The 20,984-nt window shown below is 61.1% G+C and carries 16 protein-coding genes and 2 pseudogenes; 3 read left to right on the forward strand and 15 right to left on the reverse strand.

Annotated elements, in window-relative coordinates; all coding sequences use genetic code 11:
* Nucleotides 1-2: 2 nt before the first annotated feature.
* The 10 genes and pseudogenes from WGT02_RS36625 to WGT02_RS36670 form a co-directional block, all read right to left on the reverse strand.
* Nucleotides 3-215: a hypothetical protein gene (locus WGT02_RS36625; protein WP_024315039.1), complete on the reverse strand. Its 213-nt coding sequence runs from the start codon at nt 213-215 to the stop codon at nt 3-5.
* Nucleotides 212-1,165 carry a carbohydrate ABC transporter permease gene (locus tag WGT02_RS36630; RefSeq protein ID WP_024315040.1) on the reverse strand — a complete coding sequence of 318 codons (954 nt, stop codon included), beginning with the start codon at nt 1,163-1,165 and terminating at the stop codon, nt 212-214. The genes WGT02_RS36625 and WGT02_RS36630 overlap by 4 nt, the downstream gene beginning before the upstream one ends.
* Nucleotides 1,162-2,130, reverse strand: coding sequence for a carbohydrate ABC transporter permease (locus WGT02_RS36635; RefSeq protein WP_208245232.1), 969 nt, complete (start codon nt 2,128-2,130; stop codon nt 1,162-1,164). The genes WGT02_RS36630 and WGT02_RS36635 overlap by 4 nt, the downstream gene beginning before the upstream one ends.
* 101 nt (nt 2,131-2,231) lie before the next feature.
* Nucleotides 2,232-3,557 carry an ABC transporter substrate-binding protein gene (locus tag WGT02_RS36640; RefSeq protein ID WP_024315042.1) on the reverse strand — a complete coding sequence of 442 codons (1,326 nt, stop codon included), beginning with the start codon at nt 3,555-3,557 and terminating at the stop codon, nt 2,232-2,234.
* A gap of 554 nt (nt 3,558-4,111) precedes the next feature.
* Nucleotides 4,112-5,399, reverse strand: a pseudogene (locus WGT02_RS36645) (amidohydrolase family protein).
* Between the two features lie 12 nt (nt 5,400-5,411).
* On the reverse strand, nt 5,412-6,353 hold the full coding sequence (locus WGT02_RS36650) for an ABC transporter permease (RefSeq protein WP_024315045.1): 942 nt from the start codon (nt 6,351-6,353) through the stop codon (nt 5,412-5,414).
* Nucleotides 6,350-7,399 carry an ABC transporter permease gene (locus WGT02_RS36655; protein WP_208245231.1) on the reverse strand — a complete coding sequence of 350 codons (1,050 nt, stop codon included), beginning with the start codon at nt 7,397-7,399 and terminating at the stop codon, nt 6,350-6,352. The genes WGT02_RS36650 and WGT02_RS36655 overlap by 4 nt, the downstream gene beginning before the upstream one ends.
* Nucleotides 7,389-8,954: an ABC transporter ATP-binding protein gene (locus WGT02_RS36660; RefSeq protein WP_208245230.1), complete on the reverse strand. Its 1,566-nt coding sequence runs from the start codon at nt 8,952-8,954 to the stop codon at nt 7,389-7,391. Before WGT02_RS36660 ends, WGT02_RS36655 begins: the two co-directional genes overlap by 11 nt.
* A complete protein-coding gene (locus WGT02_RS36665; RefSeq protein ID WP_208245229.1) occupies nt 8,912-10,336 on the reverse strand; it encodes an amidase in 1,425 nt (474 codons plus the stop codon). Before WGT02_RS36665 ends, WGT02_RS36660 begins: the two co-directional genes overlap by 43 nt.
* Nucleotides 10,337-10,348: 12 nt before the next feature.
* On the reverse strand, nt 10,349-11,335 hold the full coding sequence (locus tag WGT02_RS36670) for a BMP family protein (RefSeq protein ID WP_024315049.1): 987 nt from the start codon (nt 11,333-11,335) through the stop codon (nt 10,349-10,351).
* Between the two features lie 169 nt (nt 11,336-11,504).
* Here WGT02_RS36670 and WGT02_RS36675 point away from each other — a divergent pair.
* A pseudogene (locus tag WGT02_RS36675) lies at nt 11,505-11,603 on the forward strand (5-dehydro-4-deoxyglucarate dehydratase); the annotation flags it as partial.
* A 238-nt stretch (nt 11,604-11,841) separates the two neighbouring features.
* Nucleotides 11,842-12,432 (forward strand): ester cyclase, encoded by a 591-nt coding sequence (locus tag WGT02_RS36680; protein ID WP_208245228.1) that lies wholly within the window; start codon nt 11,842-11,844, stop codon nt 12,430-12,432.
* Between the two features lie 504 nt (nt 12,433-12,936).
* Here the strand turns inward: WGT02_RS36680 and WGT02_RS36685 are convergent.
* The 3 genes from WGT02_RS36685 to WGT02_RS36695 all read right to left on the reverse strand — a co-directional run bounded on the left by WGT02_RS36685 (nt 12,937) and on the right by WGT02_RS36695 (nt 16,865).
* Complete coding sequence (locus WGT02_RS36685) at nt 12,937-15,333, reverse strand: arylsulfatase (RefSeq protein WP_208245227.1); 2,397 nt, start codon at nt 15,331-15,333, stop codon at nt 12,937-12,939.
* 188 nt (nt 15,334-15,521) lie between these two features.
* Nucleotides 15,522-15,692, reverse strand: coding sequence for a hypothetical protein (locus WGT02_RS36690; RefSeq protein WP_225040531.1), 171 nt, complete (start codon nt 15,690-15,692; stop codon nt 15,522-15,524).
* A gap of 102 nt (nt 15,693-15,794) precedes the next feature.
* A complete protein-coding gene (locus tag WGT02_RS36695; RefSeq protein WP_024315052.1) occupies nt 15,795-16,865 on the reverse strand; it encodes an LLM class flavin-dependent oxidoreductase in 1,071 nt (356 codons plus the stop codon).
* Nucleotides 16,866-17,371: 506 nt separating this feature from the next.
* Between WGT02_RS36695 and WGT02_RS36700 the strand changes: the two genes are divergently transcribed.
* On the forward strand, nt 17,372-18,745 hold the full coding sequence (locus WGT02_RS36700; protein ID WP_024315053.1) for an FAD/NAD(P)-binding protein: 1,374 nt from the start codon (nt 17,372-17,374) through the stop codon (nt 18,743-18,745).
* Nucleotides 18,746-18,762: 17 nt separating this feature from the next.
* Here the strand turns inward: WGT02_RS36700 and WGT02_RS36705 are convergent, their stop codons facing one another.
* Together WGT02_RS36705 and WGT02_RS36710 are read right to left on the reverse strand one after the other, a co-directional pair.
* Nucleotides 18,763-19,920 carry an acyl-CoA dehydrogenase family protein gene (locus WGT02_RS36705; RefSeq protein WP_208245226.1) on the reverse strand — a complete coding sequence of 386 codons (1,158 nt, stop codon included), beginning with the start codon at nt 19,918-19,920 and terminating at the stop codon, nt 18,763-18,765.
* Between the two features lie 21 nt (nt 19,921-19,941).
* Nucleotides 19,942-20,979, reverse strand: a complete 1,038-nt coding sequence (locus WGT02_RS36710) for an ABC transporter substrate-binding protein (RefSeq protein WP_024315055.1) — start codon at nt 20,977-20,979, stop codon at nt 19,942-19,944.
* Nucleotides 20,980-20,984: the final 5 nt, after the last annotated feature.

Below are 20,984 nucleotides of genomic sequence, written 5' to 3' on the forward strand. Positions count from 1 at the left end.
GCTCACTCCGGGAACTTCGAGACGATGATGAACATGGCCGTGCCTGCAAGCAGCGTTACCAGCGAATAGGTATAGAGAACCAGCAGGAACGGCTGGAAGAGCGTGAGAAAGCCGATCGCAATCAGTGTGGTTGCGATATTTTCCATCGGACCGCGGCGCAGGAAGAAGGGGCGCTTAGGGCGGGAAGGGGGCGGTGTTTCGATCAGATGCGTCATTTGCGGACCGCTCCGAAGGTTATGCCACGCAAGAGCTGCTTGCGCAGGAGGATGGTGAAGACGAGGATCGGGATGAGGAAGATCGTCGTTCCCGCCGCGACTGCCGGCCAGTCCTGACCGCCCTCGCCGATGATGGTCGGAATGAAGGGTGGCGCGGTTTGAGCTTCGCCCGATGTCAGCAGGGCCGCGAAGGCGTATTCGTTCCAGGCGAAAATCAGGCAGAAGATCGCGGTGGCGGCGATGCCTGTGGTTGCCTGCGGCAGGACAACCTTCCAGAAAGCCTGCAGCCGGGTATAGCCGTCGATCATTGCGGCTTCCTCGTATTCGCGCGGGATCTCGTCGATGAAGCCCTTGAGCAGCCAGACTGCGAGCGAGACGTTGACCGCCGTGTAGAGCAGGATCATGCCGAGCGCCGTATCCGATAGGCCAAGCTCGCGGTACATGAGATAGATCGGGATGGCGACGGCAATGGGCGGCATCATGCGCGTCGACAGGATGAAGAACAGCAAGTCGTCGGCAAGCGGCACCCTGAAGCGGGAGAAGCCGTAGGCGGCGAGCGTTCCCAGAAAGACCGCCAGGAACGTCGAGCCAAAGGCGATCACCAGCGAGTTTGCGAAACGCGGCAGGAAGTTCGAGGGGCCGGCGATCACCATGTTTCGCTTGCGTGTCACCTCGTCGCAGGTGCCGGTCGGCATGGGCAGGGAGGCGATGTATTCCGGCGTCTGGCGCGTCCTCGTCGTCAGAAGGTTGCAATAGCCTTCCAGCGTCGGTGTAAAAACGATCTTGGGAGGGTAGCTGATGGAATCGGGCGGTGACTTGATGCTGGTCAGGAAAATCCAGACAAGCGGGATTAAGGTGATCAGGGCGTAGAGGATCACGATAGCGCCGGCGATGCGTTTGCTGGTCAAGCTCGGCTCTACGACCGAATGGGCTGAGGTGACGGAGCTCATCGTTGCTTCACCCTGTTGAGTGCCTTGACGTAGATGTTGGCGAGGCCGAACACGGCCACGAAGAGGACAATGGCGAAGGCAGAGGCCCGACCTGTTGCCCAGCTCTCGAAGGCCGTACGCTTCAGCGTGATGGAGGCGACTTCGGTGGTCGAGCCCGGGCCACCGCCGGTCAAGAGCGTGACCATGTCAAACATCTTGAAGTTCTCGATGCCGCGGAAAAGCACAGCGAGCATGATGAAGGGGAGGGCCATTGGCACGGTGATCGACCAGAACTGGCGCCATGCGGAGGCGCGATCGACCTCGGCGGCCTCGTAAATGTAGTCCGGAATGGAGCGCAGACCTGCAAGGCATATCAGCATCACGTAGGGGGTCCACATCCAGGTATCGACGATGATGATCGCCCAGGGTGCCAATGAGACACTGCCGAGCATCTGGATCTCGGCTGTCGGTATGCCGGTGACGAGAGAGACGGCGTAGGCGAAGAGGCCGATCTGTGGCTCGTAGAGGAAGCGCCAGAAGTTGCCGACGACGGCCGGCGACAGCATCATCGGGATCAGGATCAGCGTCGTCCAGAACGCGTGGCCGCGAAACTTGCGGTCGATGAGATAGGCGAGCGTAAAGCCAATCACCGTCTGCAACAGGATCGTCCAGAACACGAAGTGCGCCGTCGTCTGCATCGCCTGCCAGATGTCGGGGTCGGTCAGGACGCGCTCGTAATTGCTCAATCCGACGTTCAGGACCGGCGCGTTTGGACGGTTGGCGCGATAGTTCGTGAACGAGAGATAGATGGCCCAGATGAGCGGGAAGATGTTGATGGCGAGAAGAAGGATGATGGTGGGGGCGATGAACACCCAGGCAATCGCTCGATCGGACAGGCCGCGGACGCGGTGAGCGACCGATGTTGGCGTCGCCCTTGCAGTCGCTTCTGCTGCCTTCTCGACCATGGATGAAGAGGAAATGTTCAAGATGTCACCTGGTCTTTGCGTATGTGAGACATCAGGCGGCCCGGCAGTCTTGGCGATCCGGGCCGCCATTCTGGCAAGAATGTTGCGCGTCCAGGTGGACACTAGATCTTGCCGTCGTCCTTGAAGACTTCCGTCCAGTCCTTCACCAGGCCATCAAGCGCTTCCTGAGCGGTGCCGTTGCCGGCCACCACATAGTTATGAACGCGCTTTTGCATATCCTGGAGGAGGGTTGCATAGCTCGGCTCGGCCCAGAAGTCCTTGACGATCGCCATCGAGTCCAAAAACGCTTGGGCGTAGGGTTGGCTGGAGGCAAAGTCAGGCGCATTGACAACCGATTTCAGGCAGGAATAGCCACCGAGCTGCCACCATTTGGCCTGGACTTCCGGCTGGGCAAACCACTTGATGTACTGCAGAGCGGCATCCTTCTTGTCGGAATAGGAGACGACTGAGATGCCCTGTCCGCCAAGCTGAGCGAAATGCTTCTTTTCGGCAGGATTGGGGAAGAAACCTATCCGGTCGCCGCCGACCTTCTCGTCCTTGTAGAGGCCGGGCCACGTGAAGGCGAAGTTCATCTGCATCGCGACCTGGCCGGATTTGAAGGCATCGGCGGATTCGACCATGTAGACGTTCGAACTGCCAGGTGGGGTGCAGCAATCATAGAGAGCCTTGTAGAATTCCAGGCCCTTGACTGCATCCGGCGAGTTGACGAAGCCCTCCATTTCATAGGGCTTGTCCGGGTTGCCATACTGGAAGCCCCAGTCGTAGAGCACGTTCGTCACGCCCATGGTGATGCCTTCGGAGCCGCGCTCGGTATAGATCGAAGCGCCGTAGACGGTCTTGCCGTCGATCTCGCGCTTCTGGAAGAACTCGGCAATCTGCTTCAGCTCGTCGTAGGTCTTCGGGGCCGCGAGATCCCGGCCGTACTTTTCCTTGAATTCCTTTTTCAGTTCCGGCTTTTCGAACCAGTCCTTGCGGTAGGTCCAGCCGACCACGTCGCCCATGGCAGGCAGCGCCCAGTAGTTCGGCGTGTTCTTCGGCCATTCCGAATAGCCAACGACCGTCGCCGGCACGAAGTCATCCATCTTGATGCCTTCCTTGTCGAAGAAGTCGTTGAGCTTGACGTAGTGGCCGTTTTCCGCCGATCCGCCGATCCACTGGCTGTCGCCGATGATCAGGTCGCAGAGTTTTCCGTGGGAGTTCAGTTCATTGAGGAAGCGATCCGCGTAGCTCGTCCAGGGCACGAACTCGAACTTCATTTCCGTACCGGTCTTGGCGGTGAAATCCTTGGAAAGTTCGACAAGTGCGTTCGCCGGGTCCCAGGCCGCCCAGCAGAGTGTCAGTTGGTCAGCTTTTGCGAGATTGGGCAGCGCCGACGATATGATGAATGCCGATGCCAGCCCGAGAAGGGCTTTCGATTTCGTTTGCATACGTTCCTCCCAGAACCAAAGGCCGACGCCTGCCGACCGCGCAAGTTCACCCGTTTCAGAGAATGCCTACATGAACTCCTCAACCCCTCATGTTTAGCAATATGTTTAGTGATAGACGTTTTTATAAACATTGCAAGTGACAATCGTTGCTGCGCTGCACACGGGGTATATGGCGTGCGCTCTTCGTCTGCTGGTCACACCAATGCCATGGCTATTCCGCCAGGTGAACATCATGTGCGGCATACGTCTGATTGGCGATTCCAAATGCTAAGGGGGAGACCCGCAGGAGGATGAGAGCCTTCGCGCTTTCGCTGCGCACAGCAGTGTTTGCGGCCATCCCTGGTTTCTCGGTGGCGCAGTCGGTGTTGACGAAGGTCGAGCTCACAAGTAAAGGCATGGCGCCTGCCTTGGTCCCTGCGAACGACCAAACACGGCCCTGGACGAGTTGACGACCTGCACGGCCAGGAGGCCGCACATCGTCTGGATTGTCGTCGATGACCCTGGCTCCGGCGATCCCGGCGCGCTTGGTGTGGCGTTACGCGGCCACACCCTGTTCAGCTTAAGGGCACGTAATCGCGCCCGCTATCGATCCGCGCGGGCCGGCCGTCGAGGGAGAGCTCGGCGATGCACGGCATGGAGCGGGCGATGACCTTGCCGCGGCGGATGACGCCAAGCCGCGTCGGCTTCAGCCGCAGCGCCTCAAGCGGGTCGGCAGCCTGCAGGATGGCAAAGTCGGCATTGCACCCCTTCTCAAGACCGTAGCCTTCGAGGCCCATTGTCTTAGCCGGAATTGACGGTGATGGCGTCGAAGATCTTCTTCTTGTCTTCGAGCCCGGCCATCTGCGCCACATGGATCGCCATGTGGCCGACTTCCAGCATGTCACCCGAGCCCATCGAATACCAGGGGTCCATGACGCAGTCGTGGCCGAAAGAGACGTTGAGGCCTGCATCCATCAGCTCGCGCACGCGGGTGAGGCCGCGCCGCTTGGGATAGCTGTCATGTCGGCCCTGCAGCATGATGTTGATCAGCGGGTTGGGGATGACGTTGATCTTCGCCTCGGCCATCAGCGGGATTAGCTTGGAGACGTAATAGTTGTCCATTGAATGCATCGAGGTGAGGTGGGAGCCGGCGACGCGGCCCTGCAGGCCAAAACGCACCGTCTGGGCGGCCAGCGTCTCAATGTGCCGCGACATGGGGTCGTCGGTCTCGTCGCAATGCATGTCGACCGCCAGGCCGCGATCGGCGGCGATCCTGCAGAGCGCTTCCACCGAGGCACGTCCGTCGTCCATCGTCCGTTCGAAATGCGGGATCCCGCCGACGATGTCGATTCCCATGTCGAGGGCGCGGTTGAGCGACCCAACGCCGTTTTCGGCGCGGTAATAGCCATCCTGCGGGAAGGCGACGAGCTGCAGATCGATATAGGGCTTCACCTTCTCGCGGACCTCGATCATCGCCTCGACTGTCACCAGGCGCGGATCAGATGTGTCGACATGACTGCGGATGAACAGCAGGCCTTGGCTGACGGCAAGGTCGCAATAGCGCAGGGCTCGCTCGACCAACGCCTCCTTCGTCAAAAGCGGCCGAAGCTCGCCCCAGAGCGAGATGCCCTCCAGGAGCGTACCGGAGACGTTCATTCGCGGCAGGCCGAGCGACAGTGTCGCGTCCATATGGAAATGAGGATCGACGAAGGGCGGCGTTACCAGCCGGCCGGTCGCATCTATTTCCGCTCTCGCAGGGCTGTCGATCTGGGGTTCGACGGCGGCAATCTTTGCTCCCTTTACGGCGTCGACGCCGGTGCGGCCATCGGGAAGGTTGGCCTTTCGGATGATCAGGTCGAACATGGGATCTCCTCGTTATCGTTCGCCGCGGCGATAGGATTGCATCAGCGCCTGTGGCACGCGGGCGCGCCGCGCCATGGCGGCGAGTGCGGCGATCGACAGCACATAGGGGGTCATCAAAAAAATCTGGTACGGTATGCCCTGCACCACGGTCTGCAAGCGTAGCTGGAAGGCGTCGAAGAAGGCGAAGAGCAAAGCCCCGAACAGGGCACGCCCCGGCCTCCACGATGAAAAGACGACAAGCGCGATGCAGATCCAGCCGCGGCCCTGTACCATGGTCGGGAAGAAGCTGTTGAAGGCTGAAAGCGTGAGGAAGGCACCGCCCATGCCCATCAGCGCGCTGCCGACGATCACCGCGCCATAGCGTATCCGCATCGGATCGACGCCCTGCGCTTCTGCCGCATGCGGGTTCTCGCCGGTCATGCGGATCGCAAGGCCAAGCGGCGTGTGGAAGACGACATAGGCAAGCAGCAGCGCCATGACGATGGCGAGATAGGTTGGCGCCGTCTGCGTGAAGAAGGCAGGGCCAACGAAGGGAAGAGTGGACAGAACGGGTATGCTGATCGGCTGAAAGGGCACAATCGTCGGCGGCGTGCCCGCGACCGGCACGATCAGGCGGAAGAGATAGTAGCTGAAGCTCGATGCAAACAGCGTCACGCCCAGACCCGAGACATGCTGGGAAAGGCCGAGCGTGACCGTCAGGGCGGAATGCAACAAGCCAAATATCATGCCTGCGATGGCCGCCACCAGAAGACCGGTCCAGAGATCGGCCCCGTGATAGACTGTTAGCCATCCGATCATTGCGCCAAAGGTCATGATGCCCTCGATGCCGAGGTTGAGCACCCCGGCGCGTTCGCAAAGCAGCGCGCCCAGGGTGCCGAATACCAAGGGCGTCGCGATGCGTAGGATCGCCGCCCAGAGGCCCGCCGATGTGAGGATGTCGACGATCTCGTTCATCGGCGGATCCTGTATTGGGTGAAAAACAGCGCTACCAGCATGGTGAGCAGCGACAGCGCCACCGTTACATCGGCGATATAGGTCGGGATGCCGAGGCTGCGGCTCATGCCGTCCGCACCGACGAACATGGTGGCGGTGAAAAGTGCCGCGAGCACGACGCCGAGCGGGTTGAGATTGGCGAGCATGGCGACGACGATGCCGGAGTAACCGAACCCGGGGGACAGATCAGTGGTGACGTAGCCTTTGACGCCCATGACCTCGATCGCGCCGGCAAGGCCGGCAAGCCCGCCCGAAAGGCAGGCCACTTTGACCAGCGTGAGCGCCAGGGGCACGCCTGCGAACACGGCACCTTGGGGATTGAGCCCGGCAGCGCGCGACTGCATGCCGAAGACTGTCCTGGCCTGCAGGAAATGAACGATGACAGCAAGCGCGATCGCGATCACGAAGCCGATATGCAGTCGCGAGCGGGCGATCAGCTTGGGCAGCACGGCGTGGTCGACGACGGATTGCGACTGAGGCCAGCCGAAGGCCATCGGGTCCTTCAGCACGCCGTTAATCAGCATCGAGACGAAAAGCAGCGCGATGAAGTTCATGAGCAGGCTGGTCACCACTTCATCGACCGAGAAACGGAGCCTGAGCCAGAGCGGGATCAGGATCATTACCATGCCGGCGACCGCGCCAATCACCAGCAGGACCGGAATGAGGATGGGGCCGGGAAGGCCCGCCAGCAGTTTCGAGCCGCACGCGGCGACCGCGACCGCGCCGATATAGAACTGGCCCTCCGCGCCGATATTCCAGAGTCTTGCCCGGAAGGCGACGGCGGCGGCGAGCCCGGTGAGAACAAGCGGTGTCGCCCGGGTCAGGGTCTCTGTCGCCGACAGACGCGAGCCGAATGCACCGGTGAGGATGCGCCGATAGGCTTCGAAGACCGGCCCGCCGGCAATGGAGATCAGGATGCCAGAAAGCGCGAGTGCCGCGGCGACGGCGATGATCGGCATGCCGACAAGAAGGTAGAACGGCCGATGCTCGCGACGCTCAAATCGCATCTTCGGCCTCCCCTGTCGTATCGCTCCAGTCGCCCGCCATCATCAGGCCCAGCCGGCGCGCATCGACATGTTCTGCATCGATTGGCGGAGAAAGCCGACCGCCGACGATGGCCTGGATGCGGTCCGCCAGCGCGATCACCTCGTCGAGATCCTCGGAGATCAAAAGCACGGCCGTGCCCTGGCGGCGGGCTTCAAGGAGCCGGGTGTGCACCGCGGCGACCGCGCCCTCGTCGAGGCCGCGCGCCGGCTGCGCTGCGATCAATATGCGCGGGCGCTGGTGAAGATTGCGGCCAAGGATGAGCTTCTGCATGTTGCCGCCGGAAAGAAGCCGGGTGCGGTTTTGCGGATTGCCGCCGCGCACGTCGAATGCGTCGATAATCTCGCGGGCGAAGGCGATGCCTGCCTTGCGGTCCACCAGTCCACGGCTGGCAAAGGTGGAAAGGCGTTCGAGCACGGTATTTTCCCAGATCGCCATTTCGCCTATCGCGCCTTCCCTGTTTCGGTCCTCGGGAATGCGGCCGATATGCGCTGCCACGATATCGGCGACAACGAGATTGCCGACGGGTTGGCCAAACAGGATGAGATCGCCCGCCGTGCGCGAAAGCGTGCCCGACAGCAGCGCGGCCAAAGCCGCCTGGCCATTGCCCGAGACGCCGATGATGCCGAGCACCTCACCTTCCCGGAGACGGAAGCTTGTATTCTTCAGTCTGTCGACGCCGCCGATCCTAACCGTGATGGAAGCGGCTTCCAGTACGACGGCGCCTGGCGTCGAAGGCTCGCGCACCGGCCGGCTGACCCGGCGGCCGACCATCAGTTCGGCAAGTTCCGCCTTGCTGGTTTCTGACGCCCGGCGCTCGGCCACCATCTTGCCGCCGCGCAGCACGACGATACGGTCGGCTGCCGCCATGACCTCGTCGAGCTTGTGGGAAATGAAGATCAGCGACAGACCGTGCCGTGCCATTTCTTTCAGTGTCGAAAACAGCTGCTCCGCCTCGATATTGGTCAGGACCGCGGTCGGCTCGTCGAGGATCAGAATGCGGGCGTCGTTGAAGAGCGCTTTCAGGATTTCGACGCGCTGCTGCTCGCCGACCGAGAGATCCCCGAGGCGCGCGTCCGGAGAGACCTTGAGGCCGAAGCGGTCGGAAATTGCGAGCAGCTTCTTGCGCGCGGCGCCTGTTTCGGAGCGCCACGCCCAGAGCTTTTGCGTGCCGGTCATGATGTTTTCGAGCACCGTCAGATTCGGCGCCAGCGAGAAATGCTGGTGAACCATGCCGACGCCGGCGCGGATCGCGTCCCGGGGCTTGCCGGGGGGCAGTTCGCGGCCATGGATCAAAATGCGCCCGGCATCCGCGACGTAATGGCCGAAGAGAATGCTCATCAGCGTCGTCTTGCCGGCACCGTTCTCGCCCAGAAGCGCGACGATCTCGCCCTCGTTGAGAAAAAGCGAAATATCATCATTGGCGAGGTTGTCGCCGAAGCGCTTGGAGACGCCGGAAATTTCCAGCACCCGCGTCACGCTGCAAAACCCGCGATCGGGAAGCGATGCTGCCAGCATTCCTCAGCTTCTAGGCGCCTAGCAAGCGAGAGCAACAGCAATTCACGGCCGATCGGCGCCATGAGTTGGATCGGCAAGGGCAGGCCGGCGGCGTCTGTTCCGAATGGAAGTGTCAAGGCAGGAAACCCCGAGACATTGGCGAGTGACGCGAGCAGCGCGAAGGCCGTCATGCGTTCGAAATGCTGCTTCATGTCGCCATGATCGGACGGAAACGAGCCGATCGCAAGCGGCGCCGAGGACAGCATTGGCGATAGGATGCAATCGACCGTTTCGAACAGCATCCACATATGATGGCTGACGAGGACTGCCTCGTTCAGCGATGCCCAGAGCGTAGTCGCGGGCATGGCCCGGCCATAGGCGGCCACTGCCTGCGTCATGGGTTCGGCCATGCCGATGTCGAGATCAAGGTCTGCGACAAACCTGGCCAGGTTGACGGCGACGATCTCCGCGAAGGCACGCGCGCTCGGCTCCACCACGGTTTCAATATCGCTCCAGTCGAGCTGAACGATCGAGTGACCTTTTTTCTCAAGGGCGATAGCTGCGGCCTCGACGGTTTCGAGCCGGTCGGCCCCGGTCGGCCAGCGCGGGCCGGTATCCGCAAGGAGGCCGATCCTGAGTGGGCGGTGTCGGTCCGCATGCATGGCGATGTCGGGAAAGGGGCCGCGGGCATTGCCGCTGAATGCCTCCAGGGCGCGTGCCGTGTCGCGCACCGAGCGTGTGACGACGAGTTCGCTGGCGATGCCGCCCAGATGATTGCCGAAAGAGGGACCGGCCGGCATGGCACCGCGGCTGGGTTTTAGCCCGACAAGGCCGCAACAGGCGGCCGGAACCCGGATCGAGCCGCCAGCGTCCGTGGCGTGTGCAATCGCGACGATACCGGCCGCGACGGCTGCGGCCGCCCCACCCGACGAACCTCCGGCAGTGCGGGTCGGGTCATTCGGATTTCGGCAGACGGGGCCGATTGCCGGTTCGCTTGCCAGCGACAGGCCAAATTCGGGGCTGGTCGTCAGGCCGAACATGCAAAAGCCGGCCGCGCGGAACCGGGCCGCAAGCTCGGAGTCGGCGGCCCCGCCCCGCCGCTGGAAAAGGCGCGAGCCGCCTGTCACCGGCAGACCGGCGAAGGGGCCACCAAGATCCTTCGCCAGCGTCGGCACACCGCCAAACGGTCGAGCGGCGAAGCGCCGGGGCGCAGCCAAACGTTCGTCGTCGGCTGCACGCGCCGCGGCCATCCCCATCTCTTCGTCGAGATGGGCAATCGCGCCCAGGCCGGAATGCCGCACAGCGGCGGCGAGGGAGGACTGCATCGCTTCCGCTGCAGTCAACTGTCCGGAACGGATCATCTCCGCCACGTCGGTGGCGTCTGCTGGCGGCTTGCGGGGCATGATCGAGCCGAATTACTTCGGCTGTTCCATGTTCTGCGGCACCTCGAACTTGCCGGCCTTGATGTCGGCGCGCTTGGCCTCCATCGCCGCTTCCGCCTCTGCCGGCGCCACTCCCTTCACGAAGACGATGTCGCTGCCACCTTCCTTCATCAGGCCATAGGCTGTGTAGTTGCGGCCGACGGGCTTGCCGGCCACAACGTCGGCGATCGCCGCGTTAAGGATCGGCCGGAAGCCCCACAGCGCGTTGGCGAAGACGGTGTCGGGGTAGCGCGGCGTATAGTCGATCAGTGAACCGACGGCCTTGATCTTGCGCTCCTTGGCGGCGTCGGCAGTGCCGATGCGTTCGCCGAACAGGACGTCGGCGCCGGCGTCGATCTGGGCGAGGCCCGCTTCGCGCGCCTTCGGCGGGTCGAAGAAGGTGCCAATGAAAGCGACGAGGTGCTTGCAGTCGGGATTGACGGACTTGACGCCGTCCGCGAAGGCGTTGATCAACATGTTGACTTCGGGGATCGGCATGGCGCCGACGGAGCCCACGACGTTGGACTTGGTCATCTTGCCCGCCAGCATCCCGGCGAGATAGGCACCGTCATAGTTCCAGGTACCGAACACGCCAAAGTTACTGTCTTCCTCCTTGCCGCTGGATCCGAGCACGAAGGCGGTATCGGGGTAATCGGCCGCCACCTGTCGGGCTTCCTTTTCGACGGCATAGGCTTCGCCGATGATCAGTTTGTTGCCCTGCTCGGCATATTCGCGCATGGCGCGCGGATAGTCGGTGCCGGAGACGCCTTCTGAGAATACATATTCGATTACGCCCTCCTTGGCAGCGTCTTGCAAGGCCTTGTGAAGACAGGAATTCCAGGCATTCTCAACGGGCGATGCATGGATGCCGGCCACTTTCAAGGGTGCGGCTGCGCGCGCCAGCGGCGCCAGGCCGCTCACGCCAAGGGCAATGCCCGAAGCGATTATCGCGCGGCGCGACATAAGCAGATCTTTGGTCATCATTGTTCCCCTTTTTTTACCATTTGGTTCAAAACCATATGGAGGGGCTAAAAAAGTGTCAAGCGATCGCCGGGTTCAGAAAATGTGCATCGCTCCCTTGCCGGGCGGGTCGTGGCGTTAGCCCGAATTGCCTGTGCTTCCGGGCAGGGGCAGGCCGGCTTTCGGCATGACCGTCGACCGGATCCTCAAGGATTTCTTCGTCCCATTCGTTGCCTTGCGCAATCGAAGAAGAGGCTATGCCGTCTCGATCATCAAGGCGGGGCTAAAAGGATAGGCCGCGATCGCTATTTGCTGATAGCCACGTCGGCATACCAGTTGACCAAAACCCGTTAAAGTAGTACTGGGTCTATGTAACCATTTGAGTTCGGGCCTAAGCCGACCTCCCTCCACTCACCGCAATCTAATGACTTTCACCTGAATAGACCGAGATTATTGTCCGAGTCCTCGCCGTTTCCGGCGATCTGTAGATGACCCTGGCATTTCGGATACAACGGAGGAGAGAAATTATGATGCAAAAACACGCCCTGTCGCTCGCGATCGGCGTTGGCCTCACGAGTGCCTGTCTTCTTTTCGCTAAACCTTTGGTAGCTGCCGATCAAGAGCCGTGGCCTGGCACCAAGGCTGGAGCGCCCACCCCGAAAGTCGAGGGGATGCCGCCCGAGCTGGCAAAACGCCTAGCGAACTTTGATGACCTCGATTTCCATGTCTACAGCGGCCAGCAGTGGGAGGACCTTCATAAGAGCCACGCCAAGGACATCATCGTGCACTATCCTGACGGTCATACCACTAAGGGCATTCCAGATCACATCAAGGAGCTGGAGTTCTTGTGGACCTTTGCTCCAGACAACCGCATTACCGAACATCCAGTAAGGTTTGGCACAGGCGACGCCGAGTGGACTGCTGTGATGGGATTTCTTGACGGCACCTTTACCAAGCCTATGGCTATGGCGGATGGAACGGTTATTCAACCGACTGGCAAAACCTACCATCTACCCATGGCTACTTTAGGACATTGGAACAAGGAAGGCACAATGGACGAAGAGTATCTGTTCTGGGATAATGCCGCTTTCATGACGCAAATCGGCGTTGGCAAGTAGGGGTCTGCTACCAGCATAGCGGTACCCTCGTGTTTGCGTACCCGGAGCGTTTACGCGAATTGTAATGCCGATAGAGCTAACGGGATGTCGGGGCCGCCCGTCGTAAAACCGAAAATGACCCGCTGCGGCCGCCGCCAACCTGGGCCTCACGACCGAGCCAGGCAGCCTGCTGCGACTGGTTTTTTCAAGCCGCGCATCGATCAACAGGATCTCTCGACGCACCAGGGGCATTTTGCAGTCGAGATCAGGAAACGCGTCGAACCAATGGGTCGGCGACGCTCCGATTGAAGCCGTTCTCGGGCATTGCAACGTCGACGACTCAAGGAATAGCGGTGGGCTGCGATTCGATTCCCCGAAGAGACGCAATCGCCTTTATCGAACCACAGTCAAACTTCGAAGAAACGCCTTAAATTTCAGATACATGTTCGACATTAATTCAGTGCCCCCGGCAAGGGGCACTGAACGGGCGTTTCGAAAATGCCCGCACACTCACGGCTAGACTAACTAGATCTGCGGCGGCCCGACCTTCACCGTCAGCTTGTCGAGCGTGCCGGTAAAGCGGAAAGGCACTTGGTAGTCCTTGTCGTCGATCGGCGATCGGGTGTCGACACCCACATCGAACGACTCGTCGATTGTCGCAATGAAGGGGATGGTATGCGGGATCGCCTGCTTGGCGACCTCGGCGCCATCGACGCTCAAGACACCAGTACCGCCCTTGGCGAAGCCGGGCCCTTGATAGGTGAAATCGAAGACTATGGTGTGTTTGCCGGACGTCAACGCATCCGTGCCTTCCCAGCGGAATCGCTCCAACCCCAGCAGGTTGTAGGTGAAGACCGGCTTGCCCTTCAGCAGATAAAGGCCATAACCGCCAAAGCGCCCTCCGAGCGTATTGATCACGCCTTCGCCGCCGCCCTCCGGGACGTCGACCTCGGCGGTGATCGTGTAGGACCGGGTCAAGGGGCTGGGCGCAGCCGATGGCGGCAGGCCCGAGAGCTCGCCAGTGTAGGTGAACGTATCCCGGCCCGCTGTGGCGCTGGGCTGCTGGCCGAAGCGCGTGGCAACCCTGTTGTCCAGCGGGAACACCTGGTATTTTGCGGCTTCCACCAGGAACTGGTCATGCAGCTCCTTGAGCTTTGCCGGCTCCTTGGTGGCGAGATCGTCGAACTGTGAGAAGTCCTTGGTAAGATCGTAGAGTTCCCAGTTATAGCCGTCGAGTACATTTGGAAGCTTGCCGAGGCCGAGCAGCCACGGCCCGGCGTCCGGCGTGGTAGAGGCGATCCAGCCGTCGTGGTAAATCGCGCGGTTCCCGAACATCTCGAAATACTGGGTCTGACGTGCAGAGGGTACATCCTTTCCCCCCTTCGACCACGTATAGGCCATGCTAATGCCCTCAATTGGCTTCTGGGCAATACCGTTTACCGTCTGCGGCGCCTTGATGCCGGTGGCCTCCAGAATCGTTGGCACGATGTCGATCACATGGTGGAACTGGCTGCGGATGCCGCCCTTGTCGGTGATGTGGCCCGGCCAGGACATCGCTATGCCCTGACGGGTGCCGCCGAAATGCGAGGCAATCTGCTTGGTCCACTTGAAGGGCGTGTCAAAGGCCCAGGACCAAGCAACCGACATATGCGGCGTAGTCACGTCGGATCCCCAGGCGTCATAGTACTTCAGCTGGTCGGCGACCGGCATGTTGATCCCCTGGATGGCAGCAAGGTCAAAGGCGGTGCCGATGGTCGAACCCTCGGCGCTAGTACCGTTGTCGCCCTCGATGTAGATGATCAGGGTGTTATTGAGTTTGCCCTGCTTTCGCACTTCATCGACCACCCGACCAATCTCGTTGTCGGCATAGGCGACATACGCGGCGTAGACCTCTGCTTGGCGGGCGAACATCTTCTTCTCGTCGGGGTTCAGCGTGTCCCACTTCGGCAGGTCATCCGGCCACGGCGTCAGTTGGGTGCTCTCCGGTATCACGCCGAGCCTCTTTTGATTGGCAAAGATCTGGTCGCGCATGGCATTCCAGCCCATGTCAAACTTTCCCTTGAACTTATCGATCCATTCCTTGGTCGGATGGTGCGGAGCGTGGGTCGCTCCCGGCGCGTAGTAAAGGAAAAACGGCTTCTCAGGCGTCGCTGCATTGGTCTGGCGCAGGTAGTTGATGGCCTCGTCGGCCATGGCGGTGGTCAGGTTGTAACCGGGCTGGTCTTCCCAGGGGAATATCTGTGTGTGATCGCGGAAGAGCCACGGGGTCCACTGGTTGGTTTCGCCGCCCATAAAGCCGTAGAAATAGTCGAAGCCCATGCCCGAGGGCCATTGATCGAATGGACCCGACATCGAATAGTTGTAGGTAGGGGTATTGTGGTCTTTGCCGAACCACGAGGTGGCATAGCCATGGTTCTTGAGGATGTTCCCAATCGTTGCGTTCTCGGGACCGATAATTGAATCATACCCCGGAAAACCGGTCGCCTGTTCGGCGATCACCCCGAAGCCCGACGAATGGTGGTTGCGCCCGGTGATGAGTGCGGCGCGCGTGGGTGAACACAGCGCGGTGGAGTGGAACTGCGTGAAGCGCAGCCCATTGGCTGCGATCTGATCAAGCGTCGGTGTCGGGATGACGCCGCCGAAGGTGCCCGCGACGCCGTAGCCCGCGTCGTCGGTTATGATCAGCAGCACGTTCGGCGCGCCCTTCGGCGGCACCACGGTGGGCGGCCACCAGGGGGTTGACGCCTTGGCATCCAAGTTGATGGTCCCCCCGAAAGCCGGCGGCGTAGCCGGCAGCGACTGGCCGTCGATCGTCGACGTGGCGCTGGGTGAACCAAGCGTACCGGTGACTTCTTGGGCGGTGGCAGGAAACACTGAAAAACAACTGGCGGCGAACACTGCTAGATAGACGCGCGTTTTCATCGTTGATTGCTCCCTGTTGAACCGTAGGCAAACGGGAAGAGCGAGCGAATGTCCCGCTCTATAGTGGCGCTCATATGGGCTGCAAAGTTCAGAACCAGCCGGCGTATCGGTCAACTAGCCGTAAGATTGCGGAAAGTATCAGAGTGCTACCACCCACGGAAGTATCTTACCGTATGATACGGGGCCTCTTAGGGGTCAACGAAGGCCATTGACGCCTTGCTCAATCCCGTCGCCTTCATGATCTGAGGGACCGTCATCGTCTCCCTCATGCCTTTGATCTCGGTCACCTTATCTGGTGTCGCCTTAGCGAGGCGTCCGAACCGTGTTCCGCCCGCCTTGGCCTTGGCGATACCGTCCATTTGCCGCTCCGACCTGGTAGCCGTCTCAAACTCAGGCGATTTCTCAAGGTTGATGCCGCAAGACCTTTGCCATCTCGCTCCAAAGACATCACCGATGGTGTCTCAGCGGCGCAACAGGGGAAGCAGCTGGTTACCCTGCCGCCTGATTTCCGCCAGGTAAGGCGTATCCGAGAGGACGAAATGCGTAACGCCCAGATCCTCGTACTTGCGTAGTGAACGCGCGACGTCTGCTGGCGAGCCCACAAGCCATGTGGTGCCGGCGCCTCCGCCCCCGTATTTGCCCGGGGCAGTATAGAGGTTGTCGTCAAGGACATCGCCGCGCTTATGAAGGTCGAGCAATCGCTGCTGTCCGACGGCCACCGACCGTCTGTGGTCATTCCAACCTGCACCTGCGTTCTTGGCCATCTCGGCTACCTTCGCTTCGGCGTCGGCCCAGGCCTGTTGCGTGGTGTCACGCACGAGTGTCGTGATGCGCAACCCGAACTCCAGAGGCGGCAAGTCGCGGTCGAGCTTCCTGCCGAGCCGCTTGAGGCGCTCGATCCGTTCGCTGACACCGGCAATCGGTTCGCCCCAGAAAAGCTGAACGTCGGCTTCAGTGGCCGACACCCGCTCCGCTGCCTCCGACGCCCCGCCGAAATAGAGTTTGGGGTGGCGGCGCTTGCCGCGGACCACTATGCGTGGCGCGACGTTGGATTGACTGACTCGAAAGTGCTCCCCCTCATAAGTGACGGTCTCTTCGGTCCAAAGCCTGCGCACGAGCCGCATGAACTCCTTCGTCCGGGCGTAGCGGTGGGCCTGATCGCCCTCGCTGTCTCCATAGGCAGAGAGATTGTCCTGACCGGACACGATGTTAACGCGAATGCGCCCGCCGGTCAGGTGGTCGAGTGTTGCCGCGGCCGACGCAAAGTGTGCTGGTCGCCAATAGCCGGGGCGGATCGCAACCAGCGGCTCGAAGGTCGTGGTCCGGGCGGCGAGTGACGTCGCGACCGTGAAGGTGTCGGGTCGGCCCCAGCCGGTCCCGATAAGTGCGCCCTTCCAGCCGTGTTCTTCCAGCGCCTTTGCCTGTTCGGTCAACGTATCCAAGCTGTTGTGATGTTCGACCGCCAAATCGCCGCGATGGCCCGGCTTAACGTCGTTGGGAATGTACCAGAGAAATTCGGAGTTGCCGCTCATGATGCGAATTGCCTGTGTGCTGATGGACTGGACGAACAGAGCGAAGGCCCGGGGCCGGTCACTCCAAAACAAAATGACAAGAACCGATGTGCTCTCGTGTTCAGTCTTGTCCTCCCCGTTGAAGCGGTTTCGGCACAACCAAGAAATCGTGTCGTGCTACTCAATGAACGTGCTTCCGATGTCTAGAATGATTTTGGTAGGCGCTCATTGATGGATTGCTTCTCTGCCGGTTCATTTGGTCAGATGGATCCAAGGGGATTTCGAACTTCGATGCCACCGCTTGCCATCATGTCCATTCTTTCGTCGCGTGAAACCTAATCACTATTAAGTGTATAGAGAAGATAGATTATTCTATTTTTTTAATGAGGATGGCCATTTCTCGTTCGCGCACGATCTTCAGCCGAAGCGGCTGCCGGAGATCGAACCGGACGACAAGATCTCAATCACGGAACTCCGAGATGGGCCACGGCGTTCTGGTAGCTGCTCAAGACGGAGAACGGTGTGCGATGGTCTATGATGTGGTGATCGTGGGCGCTGGATTTTCCGCAATTGCCAGCGTCTGCAATCTCATCGAACTGTTGCCTGCCTCCTTTTCGGTCGCGGTCGTCGGCGACGATCCGGGATTCGGGCGCGGTACTGCCTACCGCACGGAGCTTTATCTTCACCGCCTCAACGTGCCGGCAGGGCGCATGAGCCTGTTTGCGGATCGACCAGACGCATTCGTCGATTGGCTTGCTGAGCACAAGCGGCCCGTGGGTGCTGGCGATTTTGCCTCTCGCCAGGATTACGGCCTTTACGTCCGCGACAGTCTGGCGGGGCTTCTTCGAAGGAAACCGCGCTGCCGGGTCGATTTCATCAAGGCAAAAGCGACGGGGTGCCTTGGGCGCTACAACGCGGCCCTCGGCTTTCTGTTCGACAACGGCAACGAGATCGCAGGTCGCAACATTGTGCTTTGCCTCGGCGTTGGGAGCGCCAAACTGCCGATTGACTTGTCCGGACTGCCAGCGCTCGGGGCCAGTCATGTCGTCGACAATCCCTGGCGGTTGTCCTGGCTCGGGCGCGTGGCGTCCGAAGACAGCGTCTGCATCCTCGGTTCGGGGCTGACGATGATCGATCAGGTTCTCGCCCTTCATGCTCACGGCTTCAAGGGTCATATCGATGTCATCTCCAGGCGCGGTCTTGCGCCACTCAGCCATGCGCGCGCACCGAAGCCGCCGGCGGAACTCGATGTTGCGACGCTGCCGACCAGATTGAGCGAACTCATGGGGACACTGCGCCGGGAAAGCAGGTGCGCCGATGATTGGCGCAGCATCATGGACAGCCTGCGTCCGCAGACTCAGACGCTGTGGCAGCGTTTGCCGTTGTCCGAACGAAGCCGGTTTTTGCGCCACGCTCTACCGTGGTGGAACATCCATCGACACCGGGTCGCGCCCGATGTCTTCGAACGATTTGAGGAGATAACAAGAAGCGGACAGATCGCGCTCCACGCGGGTTACCTGCTCAACGTCGAAGCTGGAGATCGGCTCACGCTTTGCTATCGGGCCAGGGGGCGGCGCGATGTCCTGTCCATTCAGACCGATTGGATCGTGAACTGCACCGGCATGGAGCGGGCAGGTATGGCGCATTCGCCGCTATTGCGCGCGATGCAGCACCAGGGTCTGATCGAAGCCGACCCACTTGGGCTCGGCATCATAGTCGATCCTCGGTCGCGCATCCCGAAAACCTCGGAAAATGGCGTGTCCATCTACGCCGTGGGCGCGCTGACTGCCGGCCAGTTCTGGGAAATCACCGCCGTGCCTGATCTGCGGGTGCAGGCCCGCAAGGTAGCAGAAGCGATCGCGAAGCGCCGTTGGGCTAAGAGTGGGCAGGACGATGGTTGAGCCGACTGCAGGCAGGGTCAAGATTGCGGCGTTGCGCGGCCAAGCGCGTTTCGGGCGGCGATCGTTCTGATCATGTGGTTCTGCGGCGCATGTGAGCGCCCCGTTATGGCGTCGCGGTGATGGCGCTCAAGCTGAAAATCACGGTTCAGGCCCGGGTTTCCGGAAAGGTCGAGGGCAAGGCTGGTAATGGCAACGGCATTGTCGATGACAACGTGGCGAACGCTCATGCCCTCCATTCCAACAGGTCTGCCGGCGTCGACGTCTTCGCCAAGCGAACGCAAAAGTCTGGCGTTGGTGGCAAGCCGAACCTCGATCTCTCCCAGTCCGTCCTGGATACGCGGCACGGTAGCGATCGGTGAGCCGAGGCTTGCAGGCCTATGATGGGCGGCAAAGGCGAGCACGCGGTCGCGCGCAGAAACTGCCACGCCATGGTAAACCGCGCCGATGAGCGAGAAGAAGAAGGCTGTTGCGTGCTCTTCGCGACGCAGCGGCTCCGATGCGGGCTGAGCTTCGATGACATCTTGAAGCGGCACGACGACACCGTCGAGTATGATATCGTCGCTGGCCGTCGCATGCATGCCTGCGGCGTTCCATGTCTTTTCTATGTGCAGGCCAGGACTGTCCGTGGCGACGAGGAAGGAAGCAAGCCGCGGCTCCTTCTCATCGGTCAGCGCCAGTAGCGATACCCACTTGAGAACCGGTATACCGGTGACGTAGGACTTACGACCGGTGATGCGCCAGGTGTCGCCATCAAGATGCGCGATCGTTTCGGGCAATGCCCCGTGAGCGGGAGAGCCGATGCGGGGCTCGGCCTGGGCGGCGTTGATCAGGGCAGGGCCAAGCCTGTTTGCCGACAACACCCGTTCGGCGAGATGTGTAGGCCATTTTTTATAGCGGCGCAGGCTATAGTGGCTGTTGTAGTGCATCGCCAGAACAAGCGCGGTCGAAGGTTCGCCGCGCGCGATCTCGCTTACCACTGCCTGTGCCTCGGCAAGCCCGCCGCCATGGCCCCCGTGTTCGCGTGCGGTCACAAGGCCAAGCAGTCCGGCCTCGAACAGACGCGTGAAGTTTTCGAAGGGAAACTCTCCCGTCGCGTCATGGTGGGCGGCGCGCTCGGCAAAATCCGCGGCGAGCCGCCGGGCCTTGTCCACCGGGTCGGTCGGTTGCTGAAGCATGGTCTCGATCGTCCTTTTGGTTCAGGCCACAGCATGCCGGTCGAAGCCGTCGATGTGGCGGCGATCGACCCAGTCGGCGATGCTGAAGTCGGCTTCAAGAAAGCCGAAATCGCGCAGGAAATCCTTGTAGTGGCTGATCGCGTCGACCAGCTCCGGCTGAAGCCCGAGGCCGAGATGCCTGTGGATGTCGGGGCCATTGGCGGCGAGCACCTGGTCTTCGCTGGCGCCAGATTCACGTGCAACGAAACGTCTCGTCTCCTCCGGATGGGCTTCAGCCCATGTGCTTGCCTTGAAAATCGCTTCCAGCAGGCGGGCGACGAGATCCGGCCGCTCGTCGGCCAGGCGTTCGTCCACCGTCAGCACGCGTGGCGAACCGGAATTGATGCGGATCTTCGCATCGGGGTGAAAGCCGAACTCGACGACCTCGACGGCACCGATGAGGTTTGCGACGTTGATGCCGGCCGTTCCCTTCACGTAGATGGCGTCCACGTCGCCGCGGATGAGTGCGGCAACGTCCTCGCCATATGCCTGCCGGCGTTTCAACCCGAAAAGCGACAGGCCCTCCTGTGTCGAAAGCACTGAATCGGCAAGGGTGATGTCGACGATCTCGACATCGCTCAGTGCCAGGTCTTCGAGCGAAAGCGCCGAAACGAGGCCCTTCAATGCGGTGGCGCGCATGAAATCGACAATGCCTTCCGGGCGGCGGGCAATGCCGAAGCGACGCCCCTTCAGATCCTTCGTTGTCTTTATGCCGGTTTCAGGCAGGGTGATGATCGCCTGAAATTCGTCGGTCCAGGTGATGCCGACGAGGCGTGTCTTGCGTCCCTCCGAGCGCGCCCGGATCGGCGGCACGTTGCCGCCATGGCGGAACGACCAGTCGAGCGTATGGTTGAAATGGCTCTGGCGGATGCTGCGGTCGGGCGAATCGATGATCGACTTCAGCGTCACGCCCTCCTTGCGGAAATTTTCTTCGAGGTAACCGAGCTGCGCGGCAAGGCCGACAGGCGTCGGCACGGGGCAGCGCGTGTACCAGATTTCGGAAATGGCATTGCTTGTCATCGCGC

Source organism: Rhizobium sp. T1470 (genome assembly GCF_042140505.1).
Classification (GTDB): Bacteria; Pseudomonadota; Alphaproteobacteria; order Rhizobiales; family Rhizobiaceae; genus Rhizobium; species Rhizobium favelukesii.

What these genes read in the sequence shown, in the direction of transcription:
- WGT02_RS36625 (WP_024315039.1), bottom strand. Translation starts at nt 215, where the DNA reads ATGACGCATCTGATCGAAACACCGCCCCCTTCCCGCCCTAAGCGCCCC.
- WGT02_RS36630 (WP_024315040.1), bottom strand. Translation starts at nt 1,165, where the DNA reads ATGAGCTCCGTCACCTCAGCCCATTCGGTCGTAGAGCCGAGCTTGACC.
- WGT02_RS36640 (WP_024315042.1), bottom strand. Translation starts at nt 3,557, where the DNA reads ATGCAAACGAAATCGAAAGCCCTTCTCGGGCTGGCATCGGCATTCATC.
- WGT02_RS36650 (WP_024315045.1), bottom strand. Translation starts at nt 6,353, where the DNA reads ATGAACGAGATCGTCGACATCCTCACATCGGCGGGCCTCTGGGCGGCG.
- WGT02_RS36655 (WP_208245231.1), bottom strand. Translation starts at nt 7,399, where the DNA reads ATGCGATTTGAGCGTCGCGAGCATCGGCCGTTCTACCTTCTTGTCGGC.
- WGT02_RS36660 (WP_208245230.1), bottom strand. Translation starts at nt 8,954, where the DNA reads ATGCTGGCAGCATCGCTTCCCGATCGCGGGTTTTGCAGCGTGACGCGG.
- WGT02_RS36665 (WP_208245229.1), bottom strand. Translation starts at nt 10,336, where the DNA reads ATGCCCCGCAAGCCGCCAGCAGACGCCACCGACGTGGCGGAGATGATC.
- WGT02_RS36670 (WP_024315049.1), bottom strand. Translation starts at nt 11,335, where the DNA reads ATGACCAAAGATCTGCTTATGTCGCGCCGCGCGATAATCGCTTCGGGC.
- WGT02_RS36680 (WP_208245228.1), top strand. Translation starts at nt 11,842, where the DNA reads ATGATGCAAAAACACGCCCTGTCGCTCGCGATCGGCGTTGGCCTCACG.
- WGT02_RS36685 (WP_208245227.1), bottom strand. Translation starts at nt 15,333, where the DNA reads ATGAAAACGCGCGTCTATCTAGCAGTGTTCGCCGCCAGTTGTTTTTCA.
- WGT02_RS36690 (WP_225040531.1), bottom strand. Translation starts at nt 15,692, where the DNA reads ATGGACGGTATCGCCAAGGCCAAGGCGGGCGGAACACGGTTCGGACGC.
- WGT02_RS36695 (WP_024315052.1), bottom strand. Translation starts at nt 16,865, where the DNA reads ATGAGCGGCAACTCCGAATTTCTCTGGTACATTCCCAACGACGTTAAG.
- WGT02_RS36700 (WP_024315053.1), top strand. Translation starts at nt 17,372, where the DNA reads ATGGTCTATGATGTGGTGATCGTGGGCGCTGGATTTTCCGCAATTGCC.
- WGT02_RS36705 (WP_208245226.1), bottom strand. Translation starts at nt 19,920, where the DNA reads ATGCTTCAGCAACCGACCGACCCGGTGGACAAGGCCCGGCGGCTCGCC.
- WGT02_RS36710 (WP_024315055.1), bottom strand. Translation starts at nt 20,979, where the DNA reads ATGACAAGCAATGCCATTTCCGAAATCTGGTACACGCGCTGCCCCGTG.